At 65.6% G+C, this 16039-nt stretch carries 13 protein-coding genes; all 13 read left to right on the forward strand.

Features of this window, described 5'->3' with window-relative positions:
• Positions 1–8: 8 nt before the first annotated feature.
• Positions 9–2288 carry a Sec-dependent nitrous-oxide reductase gene (nosZ, locus tag DFR40_RS12940; protein WP_121459062.1) on the forward strand — a complete coding sequence of 760 codons (2280 nt, stop codon included), beginning with the start codon at positions 9–11 and terminating at the stop codon, positions 2286–2288.
• A 78-nt stretch (positions 2289–2366) separates the two neighbouring features.
• Positions 2367–4946, forward strand: a complete 2580-nt coding sequence (locus DFR40_RS12945) for an ATP-binding protein (protein ID WP_121458929.1) — start codon at positions 2367–2369, stop codon at positions 4944–4946.
• Complete coding sequence (locus tag DFR40_RS12950; protein ID WP_211329801.1) at positions 4943–6094, forward strand: ATP-binding response regulator; 1152 nt, start codon at positions 4943–4945, stop codon at positions 6092–6094. Before DFR40_RS12945 ends, DFR40_RS12950 begins: the two co-directional genes overlap by 4 nt.
• Positions 6091–6735: a response regulator gene (locus tag DFR40_RS12955; RefSeq protein ID WP_121458930.1), complete on the forward strand. Its 645-nt coding sequence runs from the start codon at positions 6091–6093 to the stop codon at positions 6733–6735. The genes DFR40_RS12950 and DFR40_RS12955 overlap by 4 nt, the downstream gene beginning before the upstream one ends.
• 165 nt (positions 6736–6900) lie before the next feature.
• On the forward strand, positions 6901–9195 hold the full coding sequence (gene nosZ / locus DFR40_RS12960; RefSeq protein ID WP_121458931.1) for a Sec-dependent nitrous-oxide reductase: 2295 nt from the start codon (positions 6901–6903) through the stop codon (positions 9193–9195).
• Positions 9196–9276: 81 nt separating this feature from the next.
• Complete coding sequence (locus tag DFR40_RS12965; RefSeq protein WP_173581249.1) at positions 9277–9585, forward strand: c-type cytochrome; 309 nt, start codon at positions 9277–9279, stop codon at positions 9583–9585.
• Between the two features lie 31 nt (positions 9586–9616).
• On the forward strand, positions 9617–10348 hold the full coding sequence (locus DFR40_RS12970) for a c-type cytochrome (protein ID WP_121458932.1): 732 nt from the start codon (positions 9617–9619) through the stop codon (positions 10346–10348).
• A gap of 120 nt (positions 10349–10468) precedes the next feature.
• Positions 10469–11446, forward strand: a complete 978-nt coding sequence (locus DFR40_RS12975) for a hypothetical protein (protein ID WP_121458933.1) — start codon at positions 10469–10471, stop codon at positions 11444–11446.
• A 4-nt stretch (positions 11447–11450) separates the two neighbouring features.
• Positions 11451–12815: a nitrous oxide reductase family maturation protein NosD gene (nosD, locus tag DFR40_RS12980; protein ID WP_245985685.1), complete on the forward strand. Its 1365-nt coding sequence runs from the start codon at positions 11451–11453 to the stop codon at positions 12813–12815.
• Complete coding sequence (locus DFR40_RS12985; protein WP_121458935.1) at positions 12812–13657, forward strand: 4Fe-4S dicluster domain-containing protein; 846 nt, start codon at positions 12812–12814, stop codon at positions 13655–13657. Before nosD ends, DFR40_RS12985 begins: the two co-directional genes overlap by 4 nt.
• On the forward strand, positions 13657–14622 hold the full coding sequence (locus DFR40_RS12990) for a NapH/MauN family ferredoxin-type protein (RefSeq protein WP_211329802.1): 966 nt from the start codon (positions 13657–13659) through the stop codon (positions 14620–14622). The genes DFR40_RS12985 and DFR40_RS12990 overlap by 1 nt, the downstream gene beginning before the upstream one ends.
• A 53-nt stretch (positions 14623–14675) precedes the next feature.
• On the forward strand, positions 14676–15527 hold the full coding sequence (locus tag DFR40_RS12995) for an ABC transporter ATP-binding protein (protein ID WP_121458937.1): 852 nt from the start codon (positions 14676–14678) through the stop codon (positions 15525–15527).
• Position 15528: 1 nt separating this feature from the next.
• The gene (locus tag DFR40_RS13000) at positions 15529–16038 is read left to right on the forward strand and encodes a nitrous oxide reductase accessory protein NosL (RefSeq protein WP_121458938.1); all 510 of its coding nucleotides are present in this window, start codon (positions 15529–15531) and stop codon (positions 16036–16038) included.
• The last annotated feature ends 1 nt before the right edge of the window (position 16039 follow it).

Raw genomic sequence — 16039 nt, forward strand, 5'->3', positions numbered from 1 at the left:
GATTTGCGATCAAGTCGGGCGTGCTGCTGCTGGCGGCGGGTCTTGGTCTTGGGGCGGCGGGTTCGGCCTTTTCGGCGGAATCGCTGCAGGACGTTCTGAAGCGTCGGGGGCTGAGCCAGCAGGACCTGCTGGCGGCGGCGAAGACCTACGTGCCGACGGGCAAGCGGGATGAATTCCTGGCGTTCAGTTCGGGCGGGCAGTCGGGTCAGGTGATCGTGTACGGCATTCCGTCGATGCGCATCCTGAAGTACATCGGCGTGTTCACGCCGGAACCCTGGCAAGGCTACGGTTTCGACGAGAACTCGAAGGCGGTGTTGAAGCAGGGCTGGATCGACGGCAAGGAAATCACCTGGGGCGACACGCACCACCCGGCGATCTCGGAAACCAACGGCCAGTACGACGGGCAGTTCCTGTTCATCAACGACAAGGCCAACCCGCGCCTGGCGGTGATTGACCTGCGCGACTTCGAGACCAAGCAGATCGTGGTCAATCCGATCTACAAGTCGGAACACGGCGGCGCCTTCGTGACGCCGAACACCGACTACGTGATCGAAGCGGCGCAATACGCGGCGCCGCTGGAGAACAAGAAGTTCTTCCCGCTGGAAGAATTCAACGAGAAGTACCGCGGTGGCGTGACCTACTGGAAGTTCGACCGCAAGGAAGGCCGGATCGACCCGAAGAAGTCGTTCTCGGTCGAGTTGCCGCCGTACTCGCAGGATCTGTCGGATGCCGGCAAAGGCCCGTCGGACGGGTGGTCGTTCACCAACTCGTTCTGTACCGAACGCTACGTCGGCGGCATCGAGAAGGGTCGTCCGCCGTACGAAGCCGGGTGCTCGGCGAAGGACACCGACTACCTGCACGTGATCAACTGGAAGAAGGCGGCGGAACTGGTCGCGGCCGGCAAGGCGAAGAAGATCAACGGCCACGACGTGCTGCCGATCGACGTTGCGGTCAAGGAAGGCATCCTGTTCCTGATTCCGGAACCGAAGTCGCCGCACGGCGCCGACGTGACGCCGGACGGCAAGTTCATCGTCGTCTCGGGCAAGCTCGACACGCACGTGTCGGTGTACAGCTTCGAGAAGATCCAGGCGGCGATCAAGGCCGGCAAGTTCGAATCGAAGGACCCGTACGGGATTCCGGTGATCGGGATGAAGGACGCGCTGCACACGCAAGTGCAGCTGGGCCTGGGCCCCTTGCACACGCAGTTCGACGCGAAGACCTGCGTTGCCTACACCTCGCTGTACGTCGACTCGCAAGTGGCGAAGTGGAACTTCTGCGAAGGCAAGGTGCTGGACAAGATCTCGGTGCACTACAACATCGGTCACCTGGTGACGATGGAAGGCGACTCGGTGGCGCCGAAGGGCCGCTACCTGGTGGCACTGAACAAGCTGTCGATCGACCGCTTCAACCCGGTCGGCCCGCTGCACCCGCAGAACCACCAGCTGATCGACATCGCCAACGACAAGATGCAGCTGCTCTACGACATGCCGCTGCCGCTGGGCGAGCCGCACTACGTGGTCGCGATCGAAGCCTCGAAGCTGAAGCCGGGCGTGCGCTACAAGGTCGGCACCGACAGCCGCACCGACAAGCCGCATCCGGGCGCGGTGCGTGCGGGTGAAGAACGGACGGAGAAGAAGGGCAACAAGATCACGGTCTATGGCACGCTGATCCGTTCGCACATCACGCCGGAGACGATCGAAGCCGAAGTTGGCGACGAAGTGACGATCCACCTGACCAACCTCGAACGGGCGCAGGACGAGACGCACGGCTTCACGGTGTCGACGTACAACACGCACGCGTCGGTGGAACCGGGCAAGACGGTGACGGTGAAGTTCAAGGCCGACAAGGAAGGCGTGTATCCGTACTACTGCACGGAATTCTGCTCGGCGCTGCACCTTGAGATGCAGGGTTACCTGCTGGTCAAGCCGAAGGGCTGGAAGCCGACGAAGACGACGATGGCGAAGGCGAACTACAGCGAGACCGACTACAAGGCGACGCTGAAGAAGGTTGCCGACACGCAGGCGGTGATTGATTCGGTGGTGGGGTATATCACCAGCACGAACTTCAAGGACTTCCCGGACGTGGTGGCGATGGTCGAGGACGCGACGGACCAGCTGAACAAGATCAAGGACGCCAAGCAGAAGCATGAGGCGGCTGCGGCCCAGAAGGACTGGGAGCAGGCCAATCTGTGGGCCGAGCAGGTCTGGCAGTACCAGGTCAAGGCAGCCGACATCGGCCTGCGCGCCAAGACCTACCTCGAGCAGAACGGCGCCAGGAAGGTCAAGTAAGCGACCCGAACGGCAAGGTACAAGGGGCAGGAGAAATCTTGCCCCTTTTTTGCCTTTTGCCGCGGTCGACCGTCAACGATGAAATTCCTGCAGCGCGACTTCCTTCCCTTCACCGGCTGGCGTGGCACCTTGCTGGCGCTCGCCGTGTGGTCGGTGCTGGTCATGCTGTCGCTGCTCACGCAGCGCGAACAACTCAACCGCACCGCCGCCGAACTGGCGCGCATCGACGCCGTCGCCAACCTGAAGAAGGACATGGCGATCCGCAAGTGGGCGTCCACCGTCGAAGGCGTCTTCATCCGCGAGACGCGCGTGCCGCCGGTCAATTCGCTCGAACAGGAAGAGCGCGTCACCGCCGTGCGCTACACCGGCGAACAGTTCACGCTGGTGACGGTGACGCCGATGCACCTGCTGCTGGCGATCCAGGGCATGACCAACCAGGAATTCGGCTCGCGCGAGCGGCTCACCTCGAAGCAGCTGCGCAATCCCGACAACGCGCCCGACGAATGGGAAAAGCAGGCGCTCGAACAACTCGGCCGCGGCGCCGGCATCGTCACCCAGTCGCTGCCGAAGAAGGGCGGCCACGGCCTGATGCGGGCGATGATCCCGATGCGCATGGAAAAGGAATGCCTCGAATGCCACCGCGACACGCTGGTCCCGGTCGGCGGCCTGCGTGGCGGGGCGACCGTGTCGATCGACCTGAACACCTACCGCACCGCCCAGGAACCGACCTGGCGGACGATCCAGTACTGGCACGCGGCGATCTGGCTGCTCGGGCTGGCGACGATCATCCTGCTGCACCGCGTCTTCGTCCGCCGCGCCGCCGAGCAGCAGCGCCAGGACCAGATGCGCCGCGAGAACGAGGCCGCCTTCGCGGCGATGGCCGAGGGCGCGGTGATCACCGACGCCGCCGGCGACATTCTCTGGGTCAACGACGCTTTTTGCCGGATTTCCGGCTACGCCCGCGACGAGGTGATCGGGCGCAATCCGCGCCTGCTCAAGTCGGGCCTCCATGCGATCGATTTCTACCAGCAGCTGTGGGCGCAGCTGCGCGACGCCGGCCACTGGCGCGGCGAGATCTGGAACCGCCGCAAGAACGGCGAAGTCTTCCCGGAAGACCTCTCGATCCAGGCCCTGCGCGGGCCGGACGGGCGCATCCGGCGCTACATCTCGATCTTCTCCGACATCACCCAGCGCAAGAAGAACGAGGACGAGCTGGCCGCCTACCGCGAGCAGCTCGAGGAACTGGTGCGCCGCCGCACCGGCGAGCTGACCGAGGCGCGCGACGCCGCCGAGGCGGCCAACCGCAGCAAGTCGATCTTCCTCGCCAACATGAGCCACGAGCTGCGCACCCCGCTCAACGCGGTGATCGGCTTTTCCCGGCTGATGGCCGCCGACCCAGGGTTGTCGCCGGCGCGCCAGGACAATCTGCGCATCATCAGCCACTCCGGCGAGCACCTGCTGACGCTGATCAACGACGTCCTCGAGCTGTCGAAGATCGAGTCCGGCAAGATGGAGATGCGTCCCGAGGAAGTCGACCTGCCCGAGCTGCTCGGCCAGGTCGTCGAGATGATGAGCCTGCGCGCCGACGAAGGCGGGCTCGACCTGCGCCTGGAAAGCGCCGGCCTGCCGGCGCTGGTCCAGCTCGATCCGGGCATGCTGCGGCAGGTGCTGCTCAACCTGCTGTCGAATGCCGTCAAGTTCACGCCGGCCGGCGAAGTCGTCGTCCGTGTCCTTGCCCGGCCGCTCGACAGCGAGCGCGTGCGCCTGGAATTCTCGGTGCGCGACAGCGGCATCGGCATCAGCGCCGAGGACCAGGCGCGCATCTTCTCGTCGTTCGAGCAGGTCGGCTCGGCGCACCAGGGCGGTACCGGCCTCGGCCTGACCATCAGCCGGCGCTACGTGCAGCTGCTTGGCGGCGAACTGACGGTGCGTTCGGCGCCGGGCGAGGGCGCCGAGTTCGCCTTCGCCATCCCGGTGCCGGTGGTGATCGCCCCCGACGGCGCCGGCAAGGCGCGGCCGGTGCGCCTGGCCCGCCTGGCGGCGCCGCGCCGGGTCCTGCTCGTCGACGACAGCGACGACAGCCGGCGGCTGCTGGCGGCGATGCTCGAGCCGCTCGGCTTCATCGTCGACGAGGCCGCCGACCTGGCCACGGCGCGCGCCGCACTCGCCGCCCGGCCGGCCGACGTGGTCATCCTCGACTGGTACCTGCCGGACGGCGAAGGCCTCGGCCTGCTGCGCGAGATCAAGGCGGCCGGTGGTCCGGCGGTGATCATGCTGACCGCCCACGCCCTCGCCGAAACCCGCAACGCGGCGCTGGCCGCCGGCGCCGACGGCTTCCTGAGCAAGCCGCTGGCCGACGGCGAGCTGTACGCGCTGCTCGCCCGCCGGCTCGACCTGGCGCTGGCCGAAGCGCCGCGCCGGACGCCGGTTTTTGACGAAATCGGGCTGTCGACCGTCAGCGTCGACCAGCTCACCGCCGCCGAGCGCCAGGCGCTCGAACAGGCGGCGATCGCGCTCAACCCGGCCGAGATCGGCCGCGCCATCGCCGCCATTGCCAGCCGCCAGCCCGAACTTGCCGCCTGCCTCGACGCCGTCGCCCGCACCCGCGACTACCCGGCGCTGTGGGACTGGCTCGGCATCACCGGAAACGAACCATGACCGATCTCCTCGAAACCCTGCCCGACACCCCCGCCAGCGCGCTGCGCCCGGCCGAAATCCTGATCGTCGACGACACCCCGGGCTCGCTGCAGCTGCTCAACGACCTGCTCACCGGCGCCGGCTACGTCGTCCGCGTCGCCAGCGAAGCGCGCATGGCGCTGCGCTCGGCCAGGGCACGCCCGCCCGAGCTGATCCTGCTCGACGTGCGCATGCCCGGCATGGACGGCTACGAGTTGTGCCAGCACCTCAAGGCCGAGGCGGCGACCCGCGACGTGCCGGTGATCTTCCTCTCGGCGCTGCGCGAGACCGGCGACAAGGTGCGCGGCTTCGCGCTCGGCGCCGTCGATTACATCGGCAAGCCGTTCCAGCCCGAGGAAGTGCTCGCCCGGGTGCGCACCCATGTCCAGCTCTACCGGCTGCAGACCCGGCTCGAGGAGCAGGTCGAGCAGCGTACCGAACAGTTGCGGGTATCCGCCCGCCAGCTGCGCGAGAAGCGCCAGCGCCTGCAGGAACTGACCGCCTTCCTGCAGAGCGTGCGCGAGGACGAGCGCACCAGCATCGCCCGCGAGCTGCACGACGAGCTCGGCCAGGCGCTGACCGCGCTGCGCATCGACGTCGGCTGGCTGCGCAAGCACTGCGCGCCGCTCGGCAGCGCCGTCGTCGAGCGCGCCGATGCCGCGCACGCGCTGGTCGACAACACCGTGCACGCGCTGCGCCGGATTTCCGAAGGCCTGCGCCCGGGCATGCTCGACGTGCTCGGGCTGTGCGCCGCGCTCGAGCACCTGGCCGGCCAGTTCGGCGAACGCTCCGGCATCGCCTGCCATTTCAGCGCCGACCGCGACGAATACGCGCTGCCCGACAAGGGCGCGATCACCGCCTTCCGGGTCGTCCAGGAAGCGCTCACCAACGTTGCCCGGCACGCCGCCGCGCGCCGGGTCGACATCGACCTGAGCGCCGCCGGCGACCGCCTGCGCATCAGTGTCCGCGACGACGGCTGCGGTTTCGACGCCGAATCGCCGCGCCAGGGCTTCGGCCTGCTCGGCATGCGCGAGCGCGTGCTGATGCTGGGCGGAGAGATCACCATCGACGGCAGCGCCGGGACGACAGTCGTCGTCAGCCTGCCGATGACCACCGGAGAAACCGCATGATCCGCATCCTGATTGCCGACGACCACGACATCCTGCGCGTCGGCCTGCGCCACATCCTGGCCGAGTCGCCGGACATCGTCGTCGGCGGCGAGGCGAGCAACGGCATCGAGGCCGTCGCCATGCTGCGCAAGGAACACTGGGACACCCTGGTGCTCGACCTGACGATGCCCGGGCGCAACGGCATCGAGCTGATCAAGCAGATCCGCAGCGAATTCCCCCGCCTGCCGATCCTGATCCTGAGCATGCACAAGGAAGACATCTACGCCGTCCGCGCGCTCAAGGCCGGCGCTGCCGGCTACCTGTGCAAGGACAACGCCGAGGCCTTCCTTGCCGAAGCCATCCGCAAGGTCCATGGCGGCGGCCTGTTCATCAACCAGAACGTCGCCGAGCGGCTGACCATGGACATCCTCCAGGGGCGCCACGCCGAACTGCCGCACAACCGCCTGACCGACCGCGAGCATCAGGTCTTCCTGCTCATCGTCCAGGGCATGGGCGTCTCCGAGATCGGCCGCCACCTCAACCTCAGCGTCAAGACGGTGAGCACGCACAAGGCCAGCATCCAGGCCAAGATGGACCTCGCCAACACCGCCGAACTGGTCCGCTACGCGGTCGAGAACCGGCTCGTCGAAAGCGACGCCTAGGAATATTCCGGGAAGGCGTAATCCCTTCTCCCATGGGCTTTATCGGCATTCGTCACGTTATGACGCAAGGTCGATCCGCGCAGAATTGCGACAAATTGCCGCAGTCCTCTTGTGGAAGGGGGGATGGGCGATTGGGGCAATCCGGAAATTCTTGGGAGAAATGCAATGAGGACATTTGCGATCAAGTCGGGCGTGCTGCTGCTGGCGGCGGGTCTTGGTCTTGGGGCGGCGGGTTCGGCCTTTTCGGCGGAATCGCTGCAGGACGTTCTGAAGCGTCGGGGGCTAAGCCAGCAGGATCTGCTGGCGGCGGCGAAGACCTACGTGCCGACGGGCAAGCGGGATGAATTCCTGGCGTTCAGTTCGGGCGGGCAGTCGGGTCAGGTGATCGTGTACGGCATTCCGTCGATGCGCATCCTGAAGTACATCGGTGTATTCACGCCGGAACCCTGGCAAGGCTACGGTTTCGACGAGAACTCGAAGGCGGTGTTGAAGCAGGGCTGGATCGACGGCAAGGAAATCACCTGGGGCGACACGCACCACCCGGCGATCTCGGAAACCAACGGCCAGTACGACGGGCAGTTCCTGTTCATCAACGACAAGGCCAACCCGCGCCTGGCGGTGATTGACCTGCGCGACTTCGAGACCAAGCAGATCGTGGTCAATCCGATCTACAAGTCGGAACACGGCGGCGCCTTCGTGACGCCGAACACCGACTACGTGATCGAAGCGGCGCAATACGCGGCGCCGCTGGAGAACAAGAAGTTCTTCCCGCTGGAAGAATTCAACGAGAAGTACCGCGGTGGCGTGACCTACTGGAAGTTCGACCGCAAGGAAGGCCGGATCGACCCGAAGAAGTCGTTCTCGGTCGAGTTGCCGCCGTACTCGCAGGATCTGTCGGATGCCGGCAAAGGCCCGTCGGACGGGTGGTCGTTCACCAACTCGTTCTGTACCGAACGCTACGTCGGCGGCATCGAGAAGGGTCGTCCGCCGTACGAAGCCGGGTGCTCGGCGAAGGACACCGACTACCTGCACGTGATCAACTGGAAGAAGGCGGCGGAACTGGTCGCGGCCGGCAAGGCGAAGAAGATCAACGGCCACGACGTGCTGCCGATCGACGTTGCGGTCAAGGAAGGCATCCTGTTCCTGATTCCGGAACCGAAGTCGCCGCACGGCGCCGACGTGACGCCGGACGGCAAGTTCATCGTCGTCTCGGGCAAGCTCGACACGCACGTGTCGGTGTACAGCTTCGAGAAGATCCAGGCGGCGATCAAGGCCGGCAAGTTCGAATCGAAGGACCCGTACGGGATTCCGGTGATCGGGATGAAGGACGCGCTGCACACGCAAGTGCAGCTGGGCCTGGGCCCCTTGCACACGCAGTTCGACGCGAAGACCTGCGTTGCCTACACCTCGCTGTACGTCGACTCGCAAGTGGCGAAGTGGAACTTCTGCGAAGGCAAGGTGCTGGACAAGATCTCGGTGCACTACAACATCGGTCACCTGGTGACGATGGAAGGCGACTCGGTGGCGCCGAAGGGCCGCTACCTGGTGGCACTGAACAAGCTGTCGATCGACCGCTTCAACCCGGTCGGCCCGCTGCACCCGCAGAACCACCAGCTGATCGACATCGCCAACGACAAGATGCAGCTGCTCTACGACATGCCGCTGCCGCTGGGCGAGCCGCACTACGTGGTCGCGATCGAAGCCTCGAAGCTGAAGCCGGGCGTGCGCTACAAGGTCGGCACCGACAGCCGCACCGACAAGCCGCATCCGGGCGCGGTGCGTGCGGGTGAAGAACGGACGGAGAAGAAGGGCAACAAGATCACGGTCTATGGCACGCTGATCCGTTCGCACATCACGCCGGAGACGATCGAAGCCGAAGTTGGCGACGAAGTGACGATCCACCTGACCAACCTCGAACGGGCGCAGGACGAGACGCACGGCTTCACGGTGTCGACGTACAACACGCACGCGTCGGTGGAACCGGGCAAGACGGTGACGGTGAAGTTCAAGGCCGACAAGGAAGGCGTGTATCCGTACTACTGCACGGAATTCTGCTCGGCGCTGCACCTTGAGATGCAGGGTTACCTGCTGGTCAAGCCGAAGGGCTGGAAGCCGACGAAGACGACGATGGCGAAGGCGAACTACAGCGAGACCGACTACAAGGCGACGCTGAAGAAGGTTGCCGACACGCAGGCGGTGATTGATTCGGTGGTGGGGTATATCACCAGCACGAACTTCAAGGACTTCCCGGACGTGGTGGCGATGGTCGAGGACGCGACGGACCAGCTGAACAAGATCAAGGACGCCAAGCAGAAGCATGAGGCGGCTGCGGCCCAGAAGGACTGGGAGCAGGCCAATCTGTGGGCCGAGCAGGTCTGGCAGTACCAGGTCAAGGCAGCCGACATCGGCCTGCGCGCCAAGACCTACCTCGAGCAGAACGGCGCCAGGAAGGTCAAGTAATCGGGCCTTTTGATCTGCCTTAAAGCGAACCAGGGGGGGCTGGCTGGAAACTGCCCCCCATCACCATCCAAAGGAAATTCCATGAAAAAAATCCTCGTATTGATCGCCGGCGCCATCGCCGCCAGCGGTGCCTTCGCCTCCGAAGAAGGCGCCAAGCTGTACGCCGAGAAGACCTGCGTCGCCTGCCACGGCAAGGACGGCAAGAAGACGCTGACGCCGCAATACCCGAAGATCGCCGGCCAGAACGCCGCCTACGCCGAACAGCAGATGAAGGACATCAAGAGCGGTGCCCGCGCCAACGGCCAGGCCGCCGCGATGAAGGGCGTCATGCACCTGGTCAGCGATGCCGAGATCAAGATCCTGGCCGAACACCTGGCCTCGATGAAGTAAGTCGCAGCACCGCAACGAGAGAGGGAACACCATGATCAAGAAAGCAATCACCCTGGCCCTGGCCGCCATGCTGCTGCCGACCACCGTCGCCTTTGCCGGCCCGCCGGCGCCGCACGCCGCCGGGATCGAGTCGAAGGACTACCAGTGGGCGAAGATGGAAGGCGAACTGAAGGCCGCGCTCGACGCCAAGGGCGTCGCCAAGAACGGCGAGGAAGGCTATGAAATCTGCGGCGCCTGCCACCTGCCGAGCGGCGCCGGTCGTCCCGACGGCACCTTCCCGCAGCTGGCCGGCCAGCACACCACCGTGCTGATCAAGCAGATGGCCGACATCCGCATGGGCCTGCGCGACAACCCGACGATGTATCCGTTCGCCAAGGAACTGGTCGATCCGCAGGAACTCGCCAACGTCGCCGCCTACATCGAGAAGCTGTGCATCCCGACCGATCACGGCCAGTACGAAGGCGCCGACGCCGCCGCCCAGATCGCCAAGGGCAAGGAGCTCTACGAGAAGCAGTGCCTCGAGTGCCACGGCAAGAACGGCGAAGGCAAGAAGGAAAAGTTCTACCCGGTGATCGCCGGCCAGCACTACAAGTACCTGCTGCGCCAGATGACCGAAATCCGCGACGGCCACCGCCGCAACGCCAACCCGGACATGGTCAAGGTCATCAAGCCCTATACCAACGAGCAGCTGGTGGCGATTTCCGCCTACCAGTCGAGCCTGAAGATGCCGGGCGCGATGTGCAAGCCGAAGGGCAAGAAGTAAGCCGTAAAACCACGCAGACAAGAAGCTGAACAATCAGCCTGTTGCGCAAGCCGTCCGCCTTTCCGGCGGACGGCATCGACCCGGTTGGCGCGGGTCAGAAGAGAGAAGAAGGGTAGTCTCATGGAGAAACAGAACCGTATCGTCGCCGGGCTCAGCCTGGTATCGCTGATCTGCCTGGTCGTCGCCTATTTCGCCCCGATCTGGTGGGTCTCGCTGACGGCCCCGAATTATCCCGCCGATGCCTTCCCCGACGGCATCCGCATCCATTTCCATTTCGACGGCGTGTACAACGGCTGCAAGGCGGCCGGCAAGGGCACGCGGATGGCCAACGAGATCATCCAGAAGGACCTGGCGCACGACGACGAGCGCTGGAACCCGGTGCTCGACGCCAGCAAGAACGTCGACAAGGGCGCCGAAGGTCTCGACTGCGTCCACGAAATGAACACCATCAACCACTACGTCGGGATGTTCCCGATCGCTTCCGGCGCGCCGGTCGAGAAGCCGCTGGCCAAGTTCTTCTTCGGCTTCTTCGGGGTGATGCTGCTGGCCTTCGCCGTGCCCCGGAAAAAGGCCCGTCTGGCGGTGTTGACCGTCGGCTTCGCCGGGGTTGCCGCGTGGATGCTGGTCGACCAGTTCGTCATGGGCAGCCTCGACGCCCACGTCGCCCACTACATGACCGAAACCGCGACCTTCTTCAACGAGCCGGACAAGATCAAGGCCTGGGGCGACAACGTCCTGCTCATCTCGAAGCTGGTCATCGTCGGCCTGGTCGCGGTGATGGCCGTGGTCATCGCCGGCGTCGCCCTGCTGCGCCCGTTCCAGCTCGTGCTGGCGCTGGTGCCGGCGCTGCTGCCGGTCTTCTTCGTGATCACCTACTCGGCCTGGCTGTGGTTCTTCGGCCACAACCTGCACCCCTGGGGCGCCTTCACCGTCAAGCCGTTCATGCCGACGGTGTTCGGCGAGGGCAAGGTCGCGCAGTTTTCCACCTACTCCTATCCTTACTGGGGCTACGGCCTGCTGCTGGCGATCTTCGTCTGCATGATGCTGGCGCTGCTGATCCGCCGCAAGCAACTGCGCGAGAACCCGGAACAGGAGTAAGGCCGTGCATACCTCGTCGAGATTGATGCGGACGGCGCTGGCGCTGTCCCTGCTGGGCACGGCCACGCTCGGCCAGAGCGGGCAGGAATTCGGCAGCGAGATGGGTTCGGACATGGGCGGCGCCCCGCGCGTGACCATCGACCGGCCGAAGCCGACCTTCATGCTGATCGAGCGCGATCCGCGCATCCACGGCCTCAAGCCTTTCCAGGAACTGGTCGACCAGGCGCCGCCGGGCAGCGTGCTCAAGCCGCCGCCCGGCACCTACGCCGGTCCGGTGACGATCGACAAGCCGCTGACCATCGACGGCGGCGGCCAGGTCACCATCGACGCCGGCGACAAGGGCACGGTGATGATGCTCAACGCCGGCAACTCGGTGATCCGCGGCCTGCGCCTGACCGGTTCCGGCGATTCGCACGACACCGACGATTCCTGTCTCGACGTGCGCGGCAGCAACAACCTGATCGAGGACCTGGTGGTCGACAACTGCCTGTTCGGGATCGACCTCAAGCAGGTCAACCAGAGCGTCGTGCGCGGCAACCGGATCAGTTCGAAGAACCTCGAACTCGGCGTGCGCGGCGACGGCCTGCGCCTGTGGTACAGCCACGACAACCGGATCGAGCGAAACGAGATCGTCGATTCGCGCGACATGGTCGCCTGGTACTCGCACCGCAACCATTTTGTCGACAACCTCGGCCGGCGCAGCCGCTACTCGATCCACTTCATGTTCGCCAACGACAACGTCGTCGACCGCAACCGCTTCTACGACAACGCCGTCGGCGTCTATTTCATGTACACCGAGGGCGGCGCCGCGACCAACAACGTGATCTCGCACGCCACCGGCGCCACCGGCATGGGCATCGGCTTCAAGGAAGCCTCGGGCACGCTGATCGAGAACAACGAGATCATCTACTGCGGCATCGGCATCGGTTCCGACCTGTCGCCGTTCCAGCCCGACAGCACCATCGAGGTACGTAACAACCGGCTTGCCTACAACGGCATCGGCATCCAGTTCAACAGCGAAACCGGCGGCAACAACATGCGCGGCAACCTGTTCGAGGGCAACCTGACCCAGGTCAGCTACGGCGGGCGCAGCGACAACCCGACCAAGAATTTCTGGCAGGGCAATTTCTGGGACGACTACCAGGGCTTCGACCGCAACGGCGACGGCACCGGCGACAACGTCCACGAACTGTATTCCTACGCCGACCAGATCTGGATCGAGCTGCCCATGGCGCGCTTCTTCCGCAGCTCGCCGGTGCTCGAACTGCTCGATTTCCTCGAACGCCTGGCGCCGTTCTCGTCGCCCGACCTGATCCTGCGCGACGAGCAGCCGGTGTTCCACAAGCCAGAACGGAAGGCCATGTCATGAGCGAGGAAGGCAAGCAGCCAGCCGCGCGCAAGCCGGCGGTATCGATCGAGAAGGCGCAGAAGGCGCGGCGCAAATTCCTGCAATCGGTGGGGTTGACCGTCGGCGTCGTCGGCGCCTCGCTGCTCGGCTACATCCCGGTGAGCAGCGCCCGGGCGCCGCACCTGCGGCCGCCCGGGGCGCTCGACGAGGAGGATTTCCTGGCCTCGTGCATCAAGTGCGGCCAGTGCGTCCAGGTCTGCCCGGTGGCGGCGATCAAGCTCGGCGACATCGGCGACGGCTTCGGCATCGGCGTTCCCTACATCGCCGCCCGCGACCAGGCCTGCGACTTTTCCTGCGACGCGGTGCAGTGCATCCTCGCCTGTCCGACCGGCGCGCTGACCTACCACAAGCCCGATTTCCTCGGCGTCCGGCCCGGCGCGCCGCTGGCCCAGGCGCCGCTGCTCAAGGCCAAGGCCAAGGACCCGGAACCGCGCCTCAACCTCAAGGAACGTTTCGGCCTGGCCCGGCTGGCCCGTCCGGAATCCTGCCTGGCGGTGCAGGGCAAGGGTTTCAAGGGGCAGGCGCGCGGCCCGGAGTTCAAGGGCGAAATGCGCTACGTCGATGTCGACCGCTGGGCGCCGATCCCGGTGCGCGAGCATCCCTACGAACGCGAGATCTGCGACCTCTGCGTCAGCGAATGTCCGATCGCCGACGCCATCTCGCTGCAGGCGACTGGCGACGGGCGCTTCATCCCGGTGGTGCAGGAGCAATGCGTCGGCTGCGGCGTCTGCGAGATGATCTGCCCGCTCGAGACGGCGGCCATCGTCGTCGATGGCCGGGCGCCGTGGCAGGGAGGTGCATGATGGGACGCACGCTTGATCTGATCCGGGGCATGCTCGGCGCGGCCCCGAAAAAGCCGGAAAAGGTGTCCGAGAAGGTGCAGAAGATCATGTTCCTCAAGTACGAGGACAAGGATCGCTACATCAAGGAAAAGCTGCACGCGCGCGCCCACCACGCCACCAGCCACAAATGGCGGAACCGCCGCTGGGCGGTGCTGATCGCCACCAACCTGCTGTTCGTCTTCAGCTTCTGGCTCGACATCCAGATCCTCGAAGGCGCGCTGACCGCGTCGCGCTTCGTCGGCTTCCACCTGATCGACCTGAACTCGGCGCTGCACGTGATGCTCGCCCACAAGCACATCATCGTGAACCTGTTCATCGGCACCTTCACGGTCTTCCTGCTGTGGGTGCTGCTCGGCGGGCGCAGCTTCTGTTCCTGGGTCTGCCCCTACCACCTGCTCGCCGAATGGACGGAAAAACTGCATTTGTGGCTGGTCGACCGCAAGATCGTCACCGACCACGAATTCCACCGCGGCACGCGCACGGTGTTCTGGCTGCTCTTCGCGCTGCTCTCGGTGGTCACCGGCTACACCGTCTTCGAGACCCTCTCGCCGACCGGCATCCTGTCGCGGGCGCTGATCTACGGGCCGGGGCTGGCGCTCGGCTGGGTCTTCCTGCTGCTGCTCTTCGAAGTCTTCTGGTCGCGCCGCGCCTGGTGCCGCTACGTCTGCCCGATCGGCCTGACCTACGGCGCGGTCGGGGCACTCTCGCCGCTGCAGATCACCTACCACGTCGAGCACTGCTTCCACGAGGGCGACTGCCGCAAGGTCTGCCTCGTGCCGCACGTCCTCGACGTCACCGTCAAGGGGCGCGCCGCCGAGGAAACGCTCGGCCTCGGCCCGGACTGCACGCGCTGCGGCTACTGCGTGGACATCTGCCCGACCGGGGCGCTGCGCTACGAGGTCCGCGGGCTGTCGAAACTCTTGTGATTTTTGATCCAGATTCAAAGTGGACCGTGAACGTCCCGCCTAAAATCGAACCCATGATCCAGTTCAAGAACCTCAGCAAGTCCTTTCGCCGCGCCAGCGTCCTCAACGGCATCGATCTCGAGATCGGCATCGGCGAGCGCGTCGCGCTGATCGGCTCGAACGGCGCCGGCAAGACCACGCTGATCCGCTGCCTGCTCGGCGAGTACGACCACCAGGGCGAGGTCCGCATCGACGGCCTCGATCCGCGCAGCAACCGTACCGCGGTCCTCGGCCGGATCGGCTTCGTGCCGCAGCTGCCGCCGCCGCTGAAGATGCCGGTCGGGCAGCTGATCGACTTCTCGGCGGCGCTGTGCAGGACCGACCCGGCGCGCATCCACGCCATCGGCAAGCGCCTCGGGCTCGACGTCGACGGCATCCTCGGCCGCCAGTTCGTGCGCCTCTCCGGCGGCATGAAGCAGAAGCTGCTGATCGCCATCGCGCTCGGCCGCGACGCCCGCCTGCTGATCATGGACGAGCCGGCCGCCAACCTCGACCCGGAAGCGCGCAAGATCTTCTTCGACCTGCTGGCCGAGCGTCTGGAGAATGCGACGATGATCATCTCCAGTCACCGCCTCGACGAAGTCTCGTCGCTGGTCAACCGGGTCATCGAGATGGACCTGGGCAAGGTCGTCATCGACGACAAGGTTGCCGACGACGCGACGCTGACCGACAGGCTCGCCTGCCGCATCGTCCTCAAGCGCTTCGAGCCGGCCTTCGCCAAGGCCGTCGAAGGCTGGCAGCTGGTGCCCGACGCCGACCAGCTGGTCTGGCAGGGCGGCATCGCCGGCCCGGACCGCCTGCGCTTCCTCGGCATCCTGTCACGCTACACCGCGCTGGTCGCCGACCTGTCGCTGCGCGAGGCCTGAAATGTGCGGCAATCTGACGGTCGACCGTGAACAAAGGCGAAATTTCATCGCCCGTCTCGGCGCCGGCGGCCTGCTCCTGACCCCGCTCGCCGCGCTGCTCGCCGGTTGCGGCAAGAAAGGCGGCTGGCCCGAGGGCATGGCCGAGATCAAGTGGGACCGCGATACCTGCGTGCGCTGCAACATGGTCATCTCCGACCGCCGCTTCGCCGCCCAGCTGCGCGGCGGCCCGAACCAGACCGTGTTCAAGTTCGACGACATCGGCTGCCTGATCTTCTGGCTCAAGGAAAAGACCGGCCAGTACCCGTGGCTGGCCGACGCCGCCACCCGCATCTGGGTCGCCGACTACGACAGCAAGAGCCGCGAGGAGATGCGCTGGCTCGAGCCGAAGCGCGCCTGGTTCGTCACCCGCAGTTCGCCGATGGGCTACAACTTCGCTGCCGTTGCGGCGCCGCTGGCCGGCGCGCTGGACTTCACCGACACCCGCCAGCACGTGCTGGCCAAGGGCAAATAAC

This window comes from Azonexus fungiphilus, from assembly GCF_003634965.1.
Taxonomy (GTDB): domain Bacteria; phylum Pseudomonadota; class Gammaproteobacteria; order Burkholderiales; family Rhodocyclaceae; genus Azonexus; species Azonexus fungiphilus.

Bases quoted from the DNA above. Each gene is read 5' to 3' on its own strand.
- DFR40_RS13000 (WP_121458938.1), top strand. From the start codon at position 15,529: ATGTGCGGCAATCTGACGGTCGACCGTGAACAAAGGCGAAATTTCATC.
- DFR40_RS12965 (WP_173581249.1), top strand. From the start codon at position 9,277: ATGAAAAAAATCCTCGTATTGATCGCCGGCGCCATCGCCGCCAGCGGT.
- nosZ (WP_121458931.1), top strand. From the start codon at position 6,901: ATGAGGACATTTGCGATCAAGTCGGGCGTGCTGCTGCTGGCGGCGGGT.
- DFR40_RS12945 (WP_121458929.1), top strand. From the start codon at position 2,367: ATGAAATTCCTGCAGCGCGACTTCCTTCCCTTCACCGGCTGGCGTGGC.
- DFR40_RS12955 (WP_121458930.1), top strand. From the start codon at position 6,091: ATGATCCGCATCCTGATTGCCGACGACCACGACATCCTGCGCGTCGGC.
- DFR40_RS12985 (WP_121458935.1), top strand. From the start codon at position 12,812: ATGAGCGAGGAAGGCAAGCAGCCAGCCGCGCGCAAGCCGGCGGTATCG.
- DFR40_RS12990 (WP_211329802.1), top strand. From the start codon at position 13,657: ATGGGACGCACGCTTGATCTGATCCGGGGCATGCTCGGCGCGGCCCCG.
- DFR40_RS12970 (WP_121458932.1), top strand. From the start codon at position 9,617: ATGATCAAGAAAGCAATCACCCTGGCCCTGGCCGCCATGCTGCTGCCG.
- DFR40_RS12950 (WP_211329801.1), top strand. From the start codon at position 4,943: ATGACCGATCTCCTCGAAACCCTGCCCGACACCCCCGCCAGCGCGCTG.
- DFR40_RS12975 (WP_121458933.1), top strand. From the start codon at position 10,469: ATGGAGAAACAGAACCGTATCGTCGCCGGGCTCAGCCTGGTATCGCTG.
- DFR40_RS12995 (WP_121458937.1), top strand. From the start codon at position 14,676: ATGATCCAGTTCAAGAACCTCAGCAAGTCCTTTCGCCGCGCCAGCGTC.